Annotated in this window: 16 protein-coding genes; 10 read left to right on the top strand and 6 right to left on the bottom strand. The window is 60.9% G+C overall.

The features are described 5' to 3' along the window. Positions 1–70 precede the first annotated feature (70 nt). Positions 71–1,495, top strand: coding sequence for a putrescine-ornithine antiporter (gene potE, locus ACIPOO_RS06550; protein ID WP_274133619.1), 1,425 nt, complete (start codon positions 71–73; stop codon positions 1,493–1,495). Then, a complete protein-coding gene (locus ACIPOO_RS06545) occupies positions 1,492–3,777 on the top strand; it encodes an Orn/Lys/Arg decarboxylase N-terminal domain-containing protein (RefSeq protein ID WP_400605296.1) in 2,286 nt (761 codons plus the stop codon). The genes potE and ACIPOO_RS06545 overlap by 4 nt, the downstream gene beginning before the upstream one ends. Positions 3,778–3,877: 100 nt before the next feature. On the opposite strand, the gene ACIPOO_RS06540 is transcribed toward ACIPOO_RS06545, so the two are convergent. Beyond that, positions 3,878–4,150, bottom strand: a complete 273-nt coding sequence (locus tag ACIPOO_RS06540; protein ID WP_274133617.1) for a hypothetical protein — start codon at positions 4,148–4,150, stop codon at positions 3,878–3,880. Between the two features lie 181 nt (positions 4,151–4,331). Between ACIPOO_RS06540 and ACIPOO_RS06535 the strand changes: the two genes are divergently transcribed. After that, positions 4,332–5,195 (top strand): LysR family transcriptional regulator, encoded by an 864-nt coding sequence (locus ACIPOO_RS06535; protein ID WP_274133616.1) that lies wholly within the window; start codon positions 4,332–4,334, stop codon positions 5,193–5,195. A 252-nt stretch (positions 5,196–5,447) separates the two neighbouring features. Here ACIPOO_RS06535 and ACIPOO_RS06530 read toward each other — a convergent pair whose 3' ends face one another. From ACIPOO_RS06530 to ACIPOO_RS06520, 3 genes are all read right to left on the bottom strand, one after another. Further along, positions 5,448–6,314, bottom strand: a complete 867-nt coding sequence (locus ACIPOO_RS06530; protein WP_274133615.1) for an HPP family protein — start codon at positions 6,312–6,314, stop codon at positions 5,448–5,450. A 261-nt stretch (positions 6,315–6,575) separates the two neighbouring features. Continuing rightward, a complete protein-coding gene (locus ACIPOO_RS06525; protein ID WP_400605293.1) occupies positions 6,576–6,857 on the bottom strand; it encodes a hypothetical protein in 282 nt (93 codons plus the stop codon). A 455-nt stretch (positions 6,858–7,312) separates the two neighbouring features. Beyond that, positions 7,313–8,491 carry a sugar transporter gene (locus tag ACIPOO_RS06520; protein WP_274133613.1) on the bottom strand — a complete coding sequence of 393 codons (1,179 nt, stop codon included), beginning with the start codon at positions 8,489–8,491 and terminating at the stop codon, positions 7,313–7,315. A gap of 358 nt (positions 8,492–8,849) precedes the next feature. Between ACIPOO_RS06520 and ACIPOO_RS06515 the strand changes: the two genes are divergently transcribed. Then, positions 8,850–11,516 (top strand): autotransporter outer membrane beta-barrel domain-containing protein, encoded by a 2,667-nt coding sequence (locus ACIPOO_RS06515; RefSeq protein WP_400605291.1) that lies wholly within the window; start codon positions 8,850–8,852, stop codon positions 11,514–11,516. 48 nt (positions 11,517–11,564) lie between these two features. Here the strand turns inward: ACIPOO_RS06515 and ACIPOO_RS06510 are convergent, their stop codons facing one another. Then, positions 11,565–12,215, bottom strand: coding sequence for a hypothetical protein (locus ACIPOO_RS06510; RefSeq protein WP_400605289.1), 651 nt, complete (start codon positions 12,213–12,215; stop codon positions 11,565–11,567). Positions 12,216–12,455: 240 nt separating this feature from the next. Here ACIPOO_RS06510 and ACIPOO_RS06505 point away from each other — a divergent pair, with 240 nt between their 5' ends. From ACIPOO_RS06505 to ACIPOO_RS06495, 3 genes are read left to right on the top strand one after another with little or no spacing between them, the layout of a single operon-like run. Continuing rightward, on the top strand, positions 12,456–13,073 hold the full coding sequence (locus ACIPOO_RS06505) for a tetratricopeptide repeat protein (RefSeq protein ID WP_400605287.1): 618 nt from the start codon (positions 12,456–12,458) through the stop codon (positions 13,071–13,073). Continuing rightward, positions 13,063–13,320: a hypothetical protein gene (locus tag ACIPOO_RS06500; RefSeq protein ID WP_400605285.1), complete on the top strand. Its 258-nt coding sequence runs from the start codon at positions 13,063–13,065 to the stop codon at positions 13,318–13,320. Before ACIPOO_RS06505 ends, ACIPOO_RS06500 begins: the two co-directional genes overlap by 11 nt. Before the next feature lie 56 nt (positions 13,321–13,376). Beyond that, positions 13,377–13,577 carry a hypothetical protein gene (locus ACIPOO_RS06495; RefSeq protein ID WP_274133608.1) on the top strand — a complete coding sequence of 67 codons (201 nt, stop codon included), beginning with the start codon at positions 13,377–13,379 and terminating at the stop codon, positions 13,575–13,577. A gap of 42 nt (positions 13,578–13,619) precedes the next feature. On the opposite strand, the gene ACIPOO_RS06490 is transcribed toward ACIPOO_RS06495, so the two are convergent. Continuing rightward, positions 13,620–14,651, bottom strand: coding sequence for a helix-turn-helix transcriptional regulator (locus ACIPOO_RS06490; protein WP_400605283.1), 1,032 nt, complete (start codon positions 14,649–14,651; stop codon positions 13,620–13,622). A 111-nt stretch (positions 14,652–14,762) separates the two neighbouring features. On the opposite strand from ACIPOO_RS06490, the gene ACIPOO_RS06485 reads away from it, so the two are divergent. The 3 genes from ACIPOO_RS06485 to ACIPOO_RS06475 all read left to right on the top strand — a co-directional run bounded on the left by ACIPOO_RS06485 (position 14,763) and on the right by ACIPOO_RS06475 (position 17,514). After that, entirely contained in the window at positions 14,763–14,960 is a 198-nt protein-coding gene (locus ACIPOO_RS06485; protein ID WP_400605281.1) for a hypothetical protein, read from the top strand. A gap of 196 nt (positions 14,961–15,156) precedes the next feature. Continuing rightward, positions 15,157–16,287, top strand: a complete 1,131-nt coding sequence (locus tag ACIPOO_RS06480) for a GTPase (protein WP_400605279.1) — start codon at positions 15,157–15,159, stop codon at positions 16,285–16,287. 96 nt (positions 16,288–16,383) lie between these two features. Beyond that, the gene (locus ACIPOO_RS06475; protein WP_400605277.1) at positions 16,384–17,514 is read left to right on the top strand and encodes a GTPase; all 1,131 of its coding nucleotides are present in this window, start codon (positions 16,384–16,386) and stop codon (positions 17,512–17,514) included. Positions 17,515–17,589 lie beyond the last annotated feature (75 nt).

The following is a 17,589-nucleotide window of genomic DNA, read 5'->3' as shown; positions in this document are numbered from 1 at the left end:
CATTTCTTGATTAGTGAGAAACATTTGCTATAGCTAAAAGCCTCTCACTTCATCCAGCAGAGGCAACGGAATGTCAGTCGCAAAAAAAATGAGCGTGGGACAACTGACGATGTTGACGGCCGTCAACATGTTGGGTTCCGGCATTGTGTTGTTGCCAACCAAACTCGCCGAAGTCGGCGGTATCTCGATCCTCTCCTGGCTGATAACCGCCACCGGCTCGCTGGCGCTGGCCTACGCCTTTGCCCGCTGCGGCATGCTCAGCCGCAAGACAGGCGGCATGGGCGGCTATGCCGAATACACCTTTGGCAAGTCCGGGAACTACATCACCAACTACACCTATGGCCTGTCGTTATTGATTGCCAACGTGGCGATCAGTATTACGGCGGTGGGTTATATCCAGACGCTATTTGGCCTCAAGCTTGATTCGTTGCAAGTAGGCCTGGCCACTATCGCCCTGTTGTGGATTACCACATTCGCCAACTTCGGCGGTGCCAGTATTACCGGCCGGATCGGCTCAGTCACCGTATGGGGCGTCATTGCACCGGTGGTTCTGGTGTCCACCATCGGCTGGTTCTGGTTCGACAGCAGCGTGTACGCCGCTGGCTGGAACCCCCACGACAAAAGCTGGTTCGAAGCGGCCGGGGCCTCGGTGGCGATCACCCTGTGGGCATTTCTGGGGCTGGAGTCGGCGTGCGCCAACGGCGATGCGGTTGAAAATCCCGAGAAGAACGTGCCCATTGCGGTACTGGGCGGCACCCTGGGCGCGGCGGTGATCTACATCGTGTCCACCAACGTGATCGCCGGCATCGTCGACAACGCCGAACTGGTGTCCTCCACCGCACCCTTCGGCCTGGTGTTCGCCAAGATGTTCACGCCCATGGTCGGCAACATCGTCATGGGGCTGATGGTGCTGGCATGCATAGGCTCGCTGCTTGGCTGGCAATTCACCGTGGCGCAGGTGTTCAAGAGTTCGGCGGACACCGGCTACTTCCTGCCGATCTTCGCCAAGGCCAACAAGCATGGCGTGCCGATCATCAGCATGCTGATCCTGCTGGCGATGCAGACGGCCATGGCCTTGCTGACCATCAGCCCCGACCTTGCCAAACAGTTCGACACCCTGGTCAACCTCGCGGTGGTGACCAACCTGGTGCCGTACATCCTGTCCATGGCGACTCTGATGACCCTGCAGAAGGTGTCCAACGTTCCGCCTGACAAGGCACTCATCACCAACATCGTGGCCTACATCGCGGCGGCTTACAGCTATCTGGCGCTCTACAGTTCGGGCGAGCAGGCGCTGATGCTCGGCGGCGTGGCGACCATCGTCGGCTACACGCTGTTCGGCTTCGTCAACACTCGCCTGATCAAACTGGAGGCACTCAACAACAGCGTTCCGACCCAGACCGTCGCGGCGCAGCACCTCACTGCGGACCCCATCCCCGTGAATAACCTGCCTCTCAACAGCGTGAATCAGGCCACCTTGGAGACCCACCCATGACGGAATACAGACACCTGCTCGGCATGCTGGCGCTGCTGGTCTGCAACCAGCCGGACAAACGCAGCGTCTTTGGCCGGGCGCTGATCCAGCTCATCAGTGACGTCGAAGAACGCTCCATCAGCGTGTTGACCTCGGAAAGCCTGAGCGACGCCAAGTCGATCCTGAGCACTGACCCGGCCGTCCAGTGCGTGCTGCTGAGCTGGGAGATGGACACCAGCGAAGACCACCAGGAATGCATCGACCTGCTCACCGCGCTGCGCGAACGCAATACCCGCGTCCCGGTGTTCCTCATCAGCGACCGCAGCACCGCCTCGAGCGTGCCGCTGATCGTCATGCAGCACGCCGATGACTTCATCTGGCTGCCCGAAGACACCAGCCGCTTCCTGAGCGGGCGGATCATGGCCGCCATCGAGCGTTATCGTCAGGCGGTGTTGCCGCCGATGTTCGGCGCGCTGCTCAAGTTTGCCCGCAGTTACGAATATTCCTGGCACACGCCGGGGCACGCCGGTGGTACGGCGTTTCTGAAGAGCACGGCGGGGCGCGCCTTCTACGAATTCTTCGGGGAAAACCTGCTGCGCTCGGACCTGTCGATTTCCGTCGGCGAACTGGGCTCGCTGCTCGACCACAGCGGCCCCATCGGCCAGGGCGAGCGCTACGCGGCCAAGGTGTTTGGCGCCCATCGCACCTACTACGTGACCAACGGCTCGTCGATGTCCAACCGGGTGATCCTGATGGCCAGCGTCACGCGGGACCAGATCGCCCTGTGCGACCGCAACTGCCACAAGTCCGCCGAGCATGCGATGACCCTCTCGGGGGCGATTCCGACCTACCTCGTGCCCACGCGCAACCGTTTCGGCATCATCGGCCCGATCCTGCCGCAGACCTTGAGCGCCGAGGGCGTGAAGGCGGCCATCGCCAACAACCCGCTGGTCAAGAGCCACATCGACCCGACACCGGTGCACGCCATCGTCACCAACTCCACCTACGACGGCCTGACCTACAACGTCACCCGCGTCGAGCAGTTGCTGGGGCAGAGCGTCGACCGCCTGCATTTCGACGAGGCCTGGTACGGCTACGCGCGCTTCAACCCGTTGTACAAGGATCGCTTCGCGATGCATGGCAGCCCGGACGATCACGATGCGTCCAAGCCCACGGTGTTCGCCACCCAGTCCACCCACAAGCTGCTGGCGGCGTTATCCCAGGCTTCGATGATTCACGTGCGCAACGGGCGCAACCCGATCCCTCATGGTCGCTTCAACGAGTCGTTCATGATGCACGCCTCGACATCGCCCAACTACGCGATCATGGCCTCATGCGATGTGAGTTCGGCGATGATGGAATCGCCCAGCGGGCAGATTCTGACCAATGAGTCCATCGAAGAAGCGATTGCCTTTCGCCAGGTCATCTCGCGCATGCAGAGCGAAATGCTCAGCAATGACGACTGGTTCTTCTCCTGCTGGCAGCCGCCGAGCGTGCAGGTGGGCGCGACCTCGCTGCCGTTCCATGAGGTCGATCCGGCCAGGCTCAAGAGCGATCCCAATTGCTGGGTGCTGCACCCGAATGAAATCTGGCACGGCTTCGGCGACATCGAAGACGGCTACTGCATGCTCGACCCGATCAAGGTGTCGATCCTCAGTCCCGGCATGGGCGACGACGGCAACCTGCTCGACTTCGGCATCCCGGCCTGCGTGCTCAGCGCCTACCTGGGGCGCCAGGGCATCGTCGTGGAGAAAACCACGGACTTCACCATCCTGTTCCTGTTCTCCATCGGCATCACCAAGGGCAAATGGGGCACGCTGGTCAACGCCCTGCTGGACTTCAAGCGCGACTATGACCTGAACCTCGAACTGGAGCTGTGCCTGCCCGACCTGCTGACCGCCAACCAGGTGCGCTATGCGGGGATGGGCTTGAAGGATTTGTCCCAGGACATCTTCGCCGCCATGAAGAAAACCCGGACCACCGCAGCCATGGCCCAGGCGTTTGGCACTCTGCCCAAGGCCGAATTCAGCCCGGTGGAGGCGTACGAAAAACTGGTCAAGAACGAGGTCGAGCAGGTCACGTTGGAAGAGGCTGCCGGACGCATCGCGGCCACTGGCATCGTGCCGTATCCGCCAGGCATTCCGCTATTGATGCCGGGTGAAAACGCAGGGCCTGCGGATGGGCCGTTGTTGGCGTATCTGAGGGCGCTTGAGAGCTTCGACCGGTCATTCCCGGGGTTCACCCATGACACCCACGGGATCGAGAACGAGGCGGGGGTTTATCGGTTGCTGGTCTTGAAGTGATTCAACCCTAGGAGCACGGCTTGCCGGCGGGGGCGATCTTGCGGACGCCCCCGCCGGCAAGCCGTGCTGCTACGGGGGCCTGGGTTGTAATTGACTCGCGTCAATTACCCTGAATCTTCTGCAACGCCTGCTGCGTCAATGCCACGCACTCCCTGGCACCATCGTCATTGTGCCGGGCATAAGCCGATTCTGCGCGGTGGACGGTGGTGTCGACGTCGCTCTTCACGGCATCGCTCAAATTGGGCCGGGCGACTTTTGCATCTCGGACTTTGCTCAGGTTCATCTGGCATTGGTTGCTGTCGTCATTGGCAGACGCCGCGAAGGGCAGGGCGAAAGCGGTCAGGAGCAGGCCGGTGAGCAGGGCGTGTTTCATAGGATTTTCCGCAGAAAGTAGGTAAGTGGCTCGCTATCTGTACGAACCTGCTGCATCAGACAGCGGATTTCGCATTTCTGCAAACCCCCGGCGATGAAAGTCCTGCCTGCTTTTCCATCGGCCTACGGTGCTGCTGCGCTACCATGGCGCGGCACACGACGCCAGACACCGAGCCGTATCGATGGACATTGACCTCGCCCGTACCTTTCTCGAAATCGTCCGCCTGGGCAGCCTCATGGCGGCCGCCGAACAGCTGCACGTTACCCAGACTGCCATCACAGCCAGGGTGCAGAAGCTGGAAAGTCATCTGAACTGCAAGCTGTTCGTGCGCAACCGGACCGGCGCCCGGCTGACCCCGGACGGCGAGGCGTTCATCCTGTTCGCCAACCAGTTGGTCCAGACCTGGGACGCCGCGCGGCGCGACCTGCCGCTGCCCGATGGTTATCACCACGTGCTGCGTATCGGCGCGCAGATGAGCCTGTGCAATCCGCTGCTGCTCAGTTGGGTGCGCGAGATCAAGCGGGTGATCCCGGACCACGCGCTGCACGCCGAGGTCAAGGATGACGACGTGCTGATGAAGGATGTCGAACGCGGCGTGCTGGATGCAGCCCTGGTGTATCAACCGGCCTACTGGCCCGGGGTGCAGGTCGAGGAGTTGCTCGAAGAGAAGCTGATTCTGGTGCAGGTGGTGGGTCGGCCCGAGCCGTATGTCTACATCGACTGGGGTCCGGCGTTTCGTCGGCAACATGACGATGCCATGCCGGAAAGATCCAAGGCCGCCGTAGCCTTCAACCTGGGGCCGTTCGCCTTGCAGTACATCCTCGACAATGGCGGCTCCGGTTACTTTCGCACGCGAGTGGTGCAGTCCTACCTGGATCGCGGAATTGTCGAGCGGGTGCCGATGGCGCCGGAGTTCAGCTATCCGACTTATCTGATTTACTCGCGGGACAATCCCTCACCCACGCTGCAACCGGCGTGTGACCTGCTGCGCGATATCGTCAAGCAAGAGGGTGACTGGTCCCAGCGCTGGGATCCGCTCATTTGAGATAACCCGTAGCAGTCCGGCTTGCCGGCGACGGCGATCTCAAATACGCCCCCGCCGGCAAGCCGTGCTGCTACGGTCCCGCGCACCCCCCAATCCGTAGCAGTCCGGCTTGCCGGCGACAGCGATCTCAAATACGCCCCCGCCGGCAAGCCGTGCTGCTACGGTCCCGCGTCCCCCGCCAATCCGTAGCAGCCGGGCTTGCCCGCGGGGGCGATCTTGAGGGCGCCGACGCCGGCAAGCCGCGGTGAAGCTTCAATCCACCAGGCTGATGATTCCGACCACCTTGCGCTCGGCGTCGAGCACCGGCAGGTATTTGCTGCCTTGCTTGCTCAGCAGCTTCATCGCATCGGCCATCGAGTGCTCAAGGGACAGACTGGGCGCGGTGCGGGAAATGACCTGCCGTGTGTCGATGTCAGTGCGGTTGCGGTGCTGGGCGATGTCTTCAGCCTTGTGCAGGATGCTTTCAAGATCAGCGCGGGACACATCGACAAACGATCCGACCTCATCCAGCGCCTTGTCCAGATCCTCGCTGCTGAAACTCCCCGGCACAGGCGCGCCAGCCTGCGCAGGCTCGATCACCTGAGCCGCAACGGCCGGCTTGGCCTGCGCCCTGGGGTAGCGCATGCGGGTCAGGTTGTTGTAGACCAGAGCGAACAGCAACAGGCAACCGGCGTTGAACATCACCGGCAACAACACGTGCAGGCCAAGGGCCGAGAGATCGTGTTTCGACACGACAATGCTGATGGCAATCGCAGCACCCGGCGGATGCAGGCAGCGCAATATGCACATGACCACAATCGAGGACAGCACCGCGACACTGGCCGCCGCGACTGTGTTGCCGAGCATGTGCACACTCGCCAGGGCGACCAGTGCAGCGATCAGATAACTGCCGATGATCGACCACGGCTGGGCCAGCGCGCCGGTCGATACAGCGAACAACAGCACCGCCGACGCACCCAGTGGGCCGAGCAGATGCAGCGTGGCATCGGTGCCGAACAACTGCTGGCTCAACAGGGCGCTGAGCAGGATACCCAAGCACGCGCCGATGGCCGCGCGGGACCATTCAGCAGGGTGGGTATTGAGTGAATGAGGGATGAAACTGCGCAAAAGCGTTTTCAATCGAATCTTCCAGGGCGAAAAAAGGAGCTCGTCTCAAACGACTGAGCTCCTGCACAGGGAGGGCATGTGCCAAGTGTTTCAAAACAGCAGTGCGACAGTGGAAAGCTGTTGCGGCAACTTTCCGGTCACATTTGAAGCACGGCGATTGTGGTCAGAAACACGCTGTGAGGCAAATTCAAATTAATGCAGTCATCCATCAATAATTTTGCACTGAACGGCCGTCCCACGGATTTTTGGCGATCCAGGCGAAGAAATTTTGAATTACAGACTGCGTGCCTGGGCCGATTGGCGGCCCCTTCTGGCAGGACGTGCGTCTTCGACTTCCAGCAGGTGCATGGCCAGCGCGTCAGTCAGAAAACGGAACTGATCGTTGAAGCCCACCACCTCGTTACTGAAGTGCTGTTCCGCCGCCGGCATCATGAAGGCGTCGAAGCGTTTGTCCTCGATCAGGCTGTGACGGTTTTTGCGGACGACGACATGTTGTGAGTAATAGTTAGTACCAAAGTTGGGAAAACTAACGTGCAGGGTGACGTCTCGGGCCATGTCGAATGCTCCGCAAAAAACAGAAAGTTGAAGGGTAAAAGGTGCTGATAAGTTTCAGCTACTTGGGCGGCTGATAAGTAATCAGCGAACCCGTGCCATGACACGATGGCTGGTTTCGTCTGCGGTGACTGGCACCGGAGTCAGAGCGAAAAGTTTGAGGGCCACGACATAACTGGTCAGCGCTGTCAGTGACAAGCAAGTCAGAAGATGAATAACCATTTTTCCTGCCCTCGGTTCGTGTCTGGGTGTGAGGTGATAGTACGCCCATGGATTTTGAGCGGAAGGCAATCGGCGGAATGTTGGTTATCGATGGGAATGATGGTTGCGCAGGATGTTGATCGTGCCCACGCTCTGCGTGGGCATGTAGCCCAGGACGCTCCGCGTCCAGCGACGCGGAGCGTCGCAGGAGCCGTTACCACGCGGAGCGTGGGAACGATCAGAAGAGGCTGCGCCAATCAGGCGCGGATGCTCTCGGCATAGCGATACGATGCAAGGCACGCCAGCGCCAGGCCGCTGAGGGCCACCAGCCCACCCACCAGGCCGATATTGGCGATGCCCAACTGGCTGATGACCATGCTGCCCAGCAGCGCGCCGCCGCCGATACCGATGTTGTAGATCCCCGAGAACAGCGACATCGCGACATCCGTGGCGTCTGGCGCCAGGGCCAGTACTTTGGCCTGCATCACCAGGCCAAAGCAGATGATCGCCATGCCCCACACCACGCTCAGGATCGAGATCCACGAGCTGCTCCCCGACAGCGGCAACAGCAGGGTCAGGCACACCGTCAGCGCGCCAATTGCAGCGATCAGCAGGCCGCGTGGGTAGCGGTTGTTGAAGCGACTGAACGCCACCGAGCCCAGCAGGCCGGCGCCACCGAACAGCAACAGGATAACGGTGGTCATTTCACCGCTCATCTTCGCCACGACCTGCACGAAAGGTTCGATGTAGCTGTAGGCCGTGAACTGCGCGGTGATGACCAGTGCAGTCAGTACGTACACCGTCACCAGCGCCGGACGCTTGAACAGCATCGGCAGACTGCGCAGCGACCCCGAATTCTGGCTGGGCAGCAGCGGCAGCGATTTGATCAGAATCAGCACCGTCAGCCCCGACACGACGGCGATGGCGAGGAATGTCGTCCGCCAGCCCAGCGCCTCACCCAGCACCCGGCCCAGAGGGATACCCAGCACCATGGCCATGGACGTACCGGTGGCCAGCAGCCCCAGTGCCTGCACCTGCTTGCCCGCCGGCGCCACACGCACTGCAAGGGAGGCGGTGATCGACCAGAACACCGCATGGGCCAGGGCGATGCCCACCCGGCTGACCAGCAGCATTCCGAAGCTCGACGCCACGCTGGACATCACGTGGCTGGCAATGAACAGCAGGAACACGAAGGTCAGCAGCTTGCGCCGCTCGATGTTGCGCGTCATCAACATCATCGGCAACGACGCCAGCGACACGATCCAGGCGTAGACCGTGAGCATCAGGCCCACTTGCGCGGTGGTCATGTCGAAACTGTGGCCAATGGCGCTGAGCAGCCCCACCGGCACGAATTCGGTGGTGTTGAAGATGAAGGCCGCCAGGGCCAGCGCGATCACGCTGAGCCAACTTCCAGTGCGAGCATCGGTAGTGTTCATGTAAAAAGCGCAAGCCTCGGGCAAACATCGAAAAGCAGGATCGAGCCCCAGCCCATGAAAACGCCGACAAGCAGAAACGCCGCACGAGGCTCATGGCCTGGGCGGTGTAGGCGGTCAGCAAACTATTATGGGTATGGGGACGAGCGAATGAGGCGAATTCTACGCCGTTGTTATCGTTGTCACAACCGAGCCGCCCTGCGTCAAAAGCGCTCAGCGCGGCTTGTGGATAACTTGACGTTTTCTTGAGGTTGCTCTTAGCTGAATTAAATAAGGAAGTTAATTCGGTGCACGGCCTATAACGGGCGCCGGTTTCGAACGGATGCAACCCTCCCGGGCCATGCCCGCAGGAGTATTTCTGATGAAACGGCCCCTACGGGCTAGTGTCAGCAATATTCTCTATCTGTCTTGCGTATCTATGCTGTTATTGCTAGCCACGGAGATTAAGGCGGCCTGCACACTGATTGCCGGTGCAGGTAATGACAACTATGTCTGCGACAGCGGTACCAGCCCCGGCCTGACCGATTTGCTGGGCAACAACACCCTCACTTTTCCCGTCGGCGGCACCGGCGTCATCAATGGCAATGTGCTGTTTGGTGCGGGCGCCATCGTGCTGCAGATGGACTCGGGTTCCATTCGCGGCTCCATCGACCTGGGCGACGGTGGCAACGTCATCCGCATCGGCGGCGGGACCATCACCGGCGCGGTGATCCAGGGCAACGACATCGACAATTTCCTGATGACCGGCGGCACGATCCAGTCGCTGGCCCAAAGCGGCGGCCGCGATGTGTTCTCCATGACCGGCGGCACGATCATCGGCGCCTTCGAAGACGGCGATGTCGCGGCCATGAGCGGCGGCACCATCGGCCGCGTTGACATGAAGCTCGACGACAACATCTTCGACCTGTCTGGCGGGCGCATCATCGGCAACCTGGTCGCAGGCTTTGGCCGCGACACGATCAGGGTGTCCGGTGGCAGCATCGGCGGCAACCTCAGCGTCAGCGGGGGCGATGACCGGGTGACGGTCACCGGCGGCATCATCAGCGGGCAGATTCGCGCCAGCACCGGCAACGACATTTTCGTCTGGGACGGCGGCGGGCAAATCCAGTCGGCAGTGCTCATGGGCGACGGCAACGACACCGCGCAAATCGCCCGCCTGACCGAGAGCGCCCTGGCCCCGACGCACGCAATCGATGGCGGCCTGGGCGCTGACACCCTGACCTTCATCGACACCTCGTCTGCCACTGCGGCGCGCTACATCGGCTGGGAAACCGTCAACCTCACCAGCGGCTCGCGTTTCGATCTGGCCGACGATTTTTTCCTGGGTGACAGTGCCAGCAACACCGGCACCGTCAACATCGACGTCAGCAGCACCCTGACCGCCACCCAAGGCGCGATCCGCCCCTACGCCGCCGGGCAACTGGCGACACTCAACAACGCCGGGGTGATCGACCTGACTTCCGGCAGCACAGTCGCAAGCGACACCCTCAGCGTCTACGGCAACTACGTCGGCAACAACGGCCAGTTGCGGGTACAGACCGAACTGGGCGGCGACGGCTCGCCCAGCGACCGCTTGGTGGTGTCCCAGGGGGCCATCAGCGGCAACACCCAACTGGCTGTGACCAACCTAGGCGGCCTGGGCGGGCTGACCCGGTCCGACGGCATCGAAGTGGTCCAGGCCCTCAACGGCGCTACCAGCACCAGCGACGCCTTTGCCCTGCGAGGCTCGCTGTCTGCCGGCGCCTACGAGTACTACCTGTTCAAGGGCGGCGTGAGCGCAGGCACGGAAAACAACTGGTACCTGCGTTCATCGGTGGTCGCCGTGCCCGCACCAGTCGAGACGCCCGCGCCACCGGTGGTCGTCCCGCCGGTGGCGAGCCCGCCCATCGTTGCCGCCGCACCCACCGTCAGCCCCGACGAACCCCCGGTCGAGCCACCCACCGCGACACCGGTCGCCCCGGCGGATCCTCCGGCGGCGCCTGCGCAACCCGACACCCCGGCAGCCACGTCGCCCATCCCGGCCGTCAGCTCGCCGCCCATTCCACAGGCTGTCGCGGGCGCCGCCCCGATTCCACTCTATCGCCTCGAAGTACCGGTCTACTCCGTCGTCGTGCCCGCCGCCCAACTCATGACACTCACGGCACTCGGCACCTTTCACGAGCGCCAGGGCGATCAAAGCCTGCTCGGCGAAACCGGCGCCGTTCCCGCAGGTTGGGCGCGGATGTACGGCGGCGATATGAAGAAAAGCTGGTCAGGCACCGTCTCTCCGCGCCTCGACGCCTCCAACCAGGGCTACCAGATCGGTCACGACCTCTACAGCGTCACCACCGAAAGCGGCCAGACCCAACGCATCGGCCTGTTCGTCGGCCAAAGCCGCCTGCGCGGCGACGTCGACGGATTCGCCGAAGGCTTCCAGCACCGCAAGGCCGGCCATCTGAAACTCAACGGCGACCACTACGGCGCCTACTGGACCCTCGTCGATCCTCAGGGCTGGTACCTCGACGCCGTCGCCATGGGCACACGCCTGGACGGCAGCAACCGCTCGGATCGCGGCGTCAAACTCGACACCGAAGGCCACGCCATCACCCTGTCCCTTGAAGGCGGCTACCCGATCCCGGTCTCCGAGCATTGGGTGGTTGAACCACAAGCCCAGCTCATCCACCAACGCATCGACCTCGACAAACAGAACGACGGCATCTCCGACGTCTCCTTCGACTCACAGCCCTACTGGACAGGACGACTTGGCGCACGGCTAAAAGGGCGATATCTGATCGACAACCTGCCAATCGAACCCTACCTACGGACCAACCTCTGGCACAGCTTCGGCGGCAAAGACACCACGACCTACAACGGCCTGGACCGGATCAAGACCGAGCACAAGGCGTCGTCGATGGATGTGGGCATGGGGGTGGTGGCGAAGGTGTCGGGGAATGTGAGTGTGTATGTGACGGCGGATTATGCGGCGAATCTGGACAGCGAGGCGCTGGAAGGGGTGAGCGGGACGCTGGGGGTGAGGGTGAGTTGGTGAGCGTACACGGGGCGCTGCCGCCCTCGCGGGCGACGCGCAAACACCGCCTTACTGCTTGACCACCGGGTAGCAGGCGTCGCCCCAGAGTGTGTCGGGGTTGTCGAGCATCAGCAGGATAATCAGCGGCACCAGCTTGCCGAGCAGGCTGGAGCAGTCGCGCAACTGGGAGCGGTTGACGCTGCCCTCCCAGGTCGCCCCGCCGTGCATCACCTGGTTACGCAAGGTGTAGATGCGGTTGAACATCACGCCCAGCACCTTGGCCGTGTCGCGGTTGGCCAGCGCGGTCTGCGCGTTGCGCTTGCCGCTGCGCAGGCGCTCTTCCCACGTGGCTTCGGTGATCTTGCCGTTCTGGAAATCCCAGAAACTCTGGAACACATAAGGGTTGTCCAGCAGGGCGCGAATGCTTCCCGGGAATTCCGACCACACCAGTTTCTCGATCAGGTGTTCGCTGTCCAGCACGCAGAGCTTTTGCAGAAACGCCTTGAACGACTCCTGCTCGGACAGCCGATGCTGCTCGTCGATGTCGGTCGCATAGGCCGCGTTGAAAGCGATCCACAGGAAGATGAAACGGCCATCGACGTCTTCTGCCTGCTCGGCGCGGTTAAGCCAGCTCAGGGCTCGATGCACGCGCAGGGCGAGGTTGGGGTGGTGCGCATCGCGCTCGTTGCGGTGGCGGGTTTTGAGCGACTGGTAATCCATTCCGGGAAGATTCCTTAAACGCAGAAGTGTCTAGCCGTATCGGCCGTAGACCGCCGCGCTTGAGCCGTCGCGGGCATCCATGGCGGTACGTGGCTGGGTAAGGTGTGGCCAGATGCTACTGTGTTTAATGCCGACGATCCATCTGCGATTCGACAGCTACCGCAGTTTGCGCACGACACAAAATGACGCGCCACTGCGAATAATGGCACTCATCGAATGATGAATCACAAGGCTGTCCGAATGAGCCCTGCCGAGAAAGTGTTCCAGATGCTGGACACGCTGTTGCCTGATCCCCAGGCCATGCGTTTTATCGATTCCACCCGGGCGCCCGCTGCCAGCCCGAGCATTGGCATGCCGTCGTTGCGCGTCTTCAAGCCGGCCACGTGCGACACATTCACCTACCACAGGCTGCAAGCGCCCAGCCCGCTGGCAACCATGACCGACCCTGCGCTGCTGGGCTTTTTGTACCGCTCGTTGCGCGATGACGCGCTCGCCTCTGACCCCGACGCCCTCAACGATCTGGGCTGGCTGTGGATCAACGGCAGCCGCACGCCACAGGACACCGTACTGGCGCGACGCCTGTTCAAACTCGCCTATGTGCTGGGCTCGGCCGAAGCCGCGTTCAACCTGGCAGAGCAGGCCCTTCACGGGCAAGGCATGCGGGTGGATCAGGATTTGGCCGTCAGCTATTACGAACAGGCCTACGAGCGCGGCATCGTCCAGGCCGCGCGGGCCCTGGGGCGACTGCACGAGCAGGGCGTGGCAGGGCAAGCGCCGGATTGTCGCCAGGCGTTGCAGTGGTATCGACGGGCTGCTGAACATGCATTCGTGACAGGAGAGAAATGCTATGGGTATTGAGGCTTGGCTGACGCTGGCCATGCTGTGCGTGATTCTGGCGCTGCTGTCGGCGTTGTACCTGCAATGCCGCAAGTGCTGGCGCCTGCTGACGCATTGGCAGGACACCCCGTTCGGCGGCAAGACGCGGCCGGGCAGGCATGCCGAGGAAAACCGCGAACTGAAATCGGCGCTGCGGGCCCACAAGGCGCACGTCGCCCAGTTGCAGCGCAAGGTAGAACTGCTTCAGGCCCTCGTGCCTGCTGCCTGACACAATTGAATTGACCATCCCCGCGTGGCGGCCACGCGGGACAAAGGAGCGATGAGATGCCCGTAAGACCCCAACCCTTTACCTTCACCTGCGACAGTTGCGGCTGGAAGAAAACCATCGCACCCCGCAGCGACGCCCTGGGCCCAGGCGAATGGTGCGACCGTTGCGAGCGCTGCGGCAGCACGTCTTTGAGCTTCAAGACCGCAGGCGTGATCGACCGCACCCTGGCCCAGTGGTTTGCACGGCTGCGTCGATAGGCAGCCTGCCGATGCCGCGCAATCATCCGCGCGGCACCAGGATTACAGCGAGGCCGCCTCGACGGCCTCATCGGCATAGGCCGCCGCTGCACGGCGCAAGGTGTCGCCAACGTGCCGGCGCAAGTCCGGCGGCTCCTGCACCACCAATGCGTCACCCAATGACAGAATCCACCACTGCAACTGCCAGGTATTGCTCACCGTCGCCTGCAACTCGAAACCGTTGGCCAGCGCCTCCAGCGTCATGTCCGCGCTCAACGGCGTCTCCCGGATCAGACGCGCCTGATGCTCACTCACCCAGGCCTTGAAACGAATCTTCTCCGGCTTGCCGAACTGCAGCGCATCACTGTCCAGATAGCCCTGCAACTCAAACGAATCCAGCCCCTGACACGGCGTGTCCAGCGCCGAGACCGCACGAAAGCGATGCACCGCAAACTGACGAATGTCAGTGTAAGGCGCAGCCGTGGCAATGAGGTATGTGATCAAACCGCGCTGCACGATTGCCAGCGGGTTGAGCGTCAATTCGCTTTCTTTATTGGTATGCGCCGAATAGTACTGACAGTGCAGCTGCTGCTCGCTAATCACCGCATGCTGCAACGCCTCCAGAATATCGGCACGAATCTCCGGCGCCCGCAGATTGAAGTCCGGCCGCACACTGGCCACCTTGTCCGGCCAGCGCGCCGTAGGATTACCCTCGCCCAGCCCCTTGAGTTTCTGCCGGGCGTGCTCGAAACGCGGCTCCAGCACACTCAACATACTGCCCGGCAACAACGGCCGCACCGCATCCTCCACCAACGCCAGACTCACCGCCTCCGTCAGCGTGATCCCCTGCAACTCCACGCTCACACCCGGCTGCCAATACCAGCCAAACGGCGTACCACCGTCATTGCACTGCAACGGAAACACCGACGACAGATCCCGCAAATCCCGCTCGACACTGCGCCGACTGATCGAATAACCGGCGGCAGTCAGGCGAGCCAGCAACTCGGTGACCGTGATGCCAGGGGAACGCTTGGGGAGGTGCTGCAGCAGCTCCCACTGACGGCTTAGGGCGGTGTGGATTTTGGCTGAGGGCACGGGAGTCTTCCTTTCAATGTTGATGCTGGCTGCGGGCCAGCTAAAAATTCCTTCGTCTGCCTATCGGCGATACCCGGGCAACCTTTAACCACTTGGTGCACGGCTGCGCGATTGACCCCGACGCAATTTGTCGCGGTTCAACGGCATGGTGTGAGCACATTGCAAACAGAGGAATGGGTCATGGTGAGGAATGTGCTGGCGGCGGTCGGGTTGGCGGTGGTGGTGAAGGCCGGGTTTGATGCGTATGTGGAGTACCGGCGGATGGCGCGGGAGAATGAGGCGTTGAGGCAGGCGGCGATGGGGGAGTGAGACCTGCTCTGAGGGTCGAGTGGTGCTGTCCCTGAAAGAGGCGGCGCGTCGAATGACGTTCAAGTTCCTGGCTGAAAACCTGTGTCGTTAATGGCAGTTTGCAATTGGTGCCTAAAGGTTTTCGGATCCAAACCGATGTATTTTTAATGCGTGAAATATGGGCGCACACACGTGGCGCGGTGACGGAGACGAATCTATGGCAAGTATGGAAACGCGGTTCGAAGAGCAGTTCGACAATGAGATGGCTCAGGTCAAAAAACCCAACCTGATGATCGTTGGCGGAACCGGGGTGGGCAAAAGCAGCCTGATCAATCATATCTTCGGCAAAGCCATTGCCAAGGTGGGTACAGGGCAGCCGATCACTCGCGGCTGCGACCGCTACGAGGATCCCAAGGTGCCGTTGGTTATCTTCGATACCGAAGGTTACGAGGTAGCCGAAGGCAAAGCGTCGGCGGGCAATTTTCGGGAAAAAATCATCCCTGAAATCAAGAAGCGCAAAAGCCAGGCCCTGAATGAGCAAATCCACCTCATTTGGTACTGTCTGTCAGTTGCCAATCACCGCATCACTGATTTTGATCTGGACAACCTGAGGTTGATCACTGGTGAACTGGATGTACCGGTGGCCGTTGTCCTGACGCAATGCGACTCCGAGCCAGTCGACGAACAAGGTAATGGTCTGACTTCCCAGGCGTTTCGCAAAGTCCTGCGCGAAAACGGAGTGAGCTGCAAGGTTTTCGAGACCTGTGCCGAAAATCCCAGCCATGATCCAGAGCTGAAGCTGGACCTTGAAAAACTGATCGACTGGTCCAGCGCATCGCTCAAGGATGATTCGTTGCGCCAGTCGTTTATCGCCGCGCAAATTGCCTCGCTCCCTGCCAAACGCAGCGAGGCCATGACCATCATCATGACCTACAGCGCCACGACTGCCACCAGTGCCGGTCTCAATCCGGTGCCGATGTCCGATGCATTGCTCATCGTGCCTCAGCAGATCGCCATGGCCGCCTCGCTGGCCAAACTCTATGGTTTCGATTCGATGGGCGAAATCGCCGTAAGTATGCTCAAGGGGCAGATCCTGAGTTTGATGGGGCGCCAGTTGGCAGCCAGTCTTACCAAGTTCATCCCAGTGCTGGGGCAGGTCATCAATGCGGGCGTGGCGGGGGTCATCACCGGCGGACTGGGACTGGCTTTGGTGGAGGTATATGAGCGTGCCATCGATGGCTATCTGAAAACCGGCAAGTCGCCGGACTGGACCAAGTTACTGTCCAGTGAGCTGTTCATGCAGGCTTTCAGCAGCGGGTTGAGTAAGTGGAAGTCGGGTAAAGCCTGATCCCTGCTCGTGCACGCCAAGGGCTGGGGAGGCGCGAACCGCCGCGCTTTCTCCCCAGGCTTTCTACGATTACAGCTGTTCAGGGTTTTCAAGTTAATGGATCAGTTCGCAATCAATCTCATCGTGTTGGGCAAAAGTGGCGTAGGCAAAAGTAGCTTCTGCAATTACCTGTTCGACAAGCCCGGCCTATTTGAGACCGGAAGTGGCAAGCCTGTCACCACGTGGGAAAAAAATTTCCAGTCGCATACTTTTGAGCACAAGATGCACTTGTTGAATGTGTTCGACAGTGTGGGTTTGGAGGCTGACAACCACACACGGTGGCTAGAACAGTTTGACCGCTTCATGCACGAGCGACGTGCACGGCCCATGCAGCCGGAAACCTGGATACATGGCGCTTTTTATGTCATTAACGCCAGCTCCGCACGGCTTGAGCCCGTGGACTTGTCCTTGATCAGAGTGATCGGCCAGGATGAGCGAATCCCCCTGCAAGTGATCCTGACCAATGCTGATGTGGCAGGGGACAAAGTCGAGGCCCTGACGCGGGAAATTCATAAACAGTGCCCAGGTGTGGCGGTAACACCTCTATGTTCCGTGTCGATTCGCAAGCGCGGTGGCCAGTCGACGCAGGCGTTCGGCCGTGAAGAAGTGCTTGCTCTGTACCTTGAGCAATCTCACGCCTTTCTGAGCAAGCGCCTGGCGGCGATGAGCTGCTTGAACTTCAAGCGTCTACTCACCGACATGCGTAATGCAGTGGTTCGCAAGATTGAGCAGGCGGATCTGAGTCTGTTGAAAATCGCCGATCTTGATCTGGACGGCGAGATTGAACTACCCAACTTTGACGAGCTGCTCGGCGACCTGCAAGGCTTTGATGATTACCTTTCGTCCTTCGGGTTTGTCGGGGACTGGGAAACCAGCGATGAGTTGGAAAGCACGATGACTCGTGCATTCGACGACTTCCAGGCCGAGATGGAGGGCCGATTCAAAGAGATAGAAGACGGGTTTGAGTCGGACAGCCTTCTAAGTAAAGTGGGTGCGCTCTATGAGATGGCAAAAATTATACTGACCTTGAAATCGACTCTGATCGGTTGGTTTGACGAGGGCTTTGGTCGGGTGAATGCTGAGCTCGACCGATTGTTCGTCAAGTACGCCGAGCAAGACCAATTCTTTGCCCGCTGCCTTCCGCTGTCCGGCGTGGTTATCAAACCCAAGTTGTTTGGCATTTTCTAACCCAGGTGCTGCTGCGCTGCCAGTCCTCTCGCTACGCAGCGCTTGCCAACCGCTCTGTTCGAGCAGTTCTACCCG

Origin of the sequence: Pseudomonas sp. NPDC090201, from assembly GCF_044746825.1 — a bacterium.
Classification (GTDB): Bacteria; Pseudomonadota; Gammaproteobacteria; order Pseudomonadales; family Pseudomonadaceae; genus Aquipseudomonas; species Aquipseudomonas putida_AD.
Note: the sequence above shows the minus strand (reverse complement) of the source record. Positions and strands in the feature narration are given on the sequence as shown.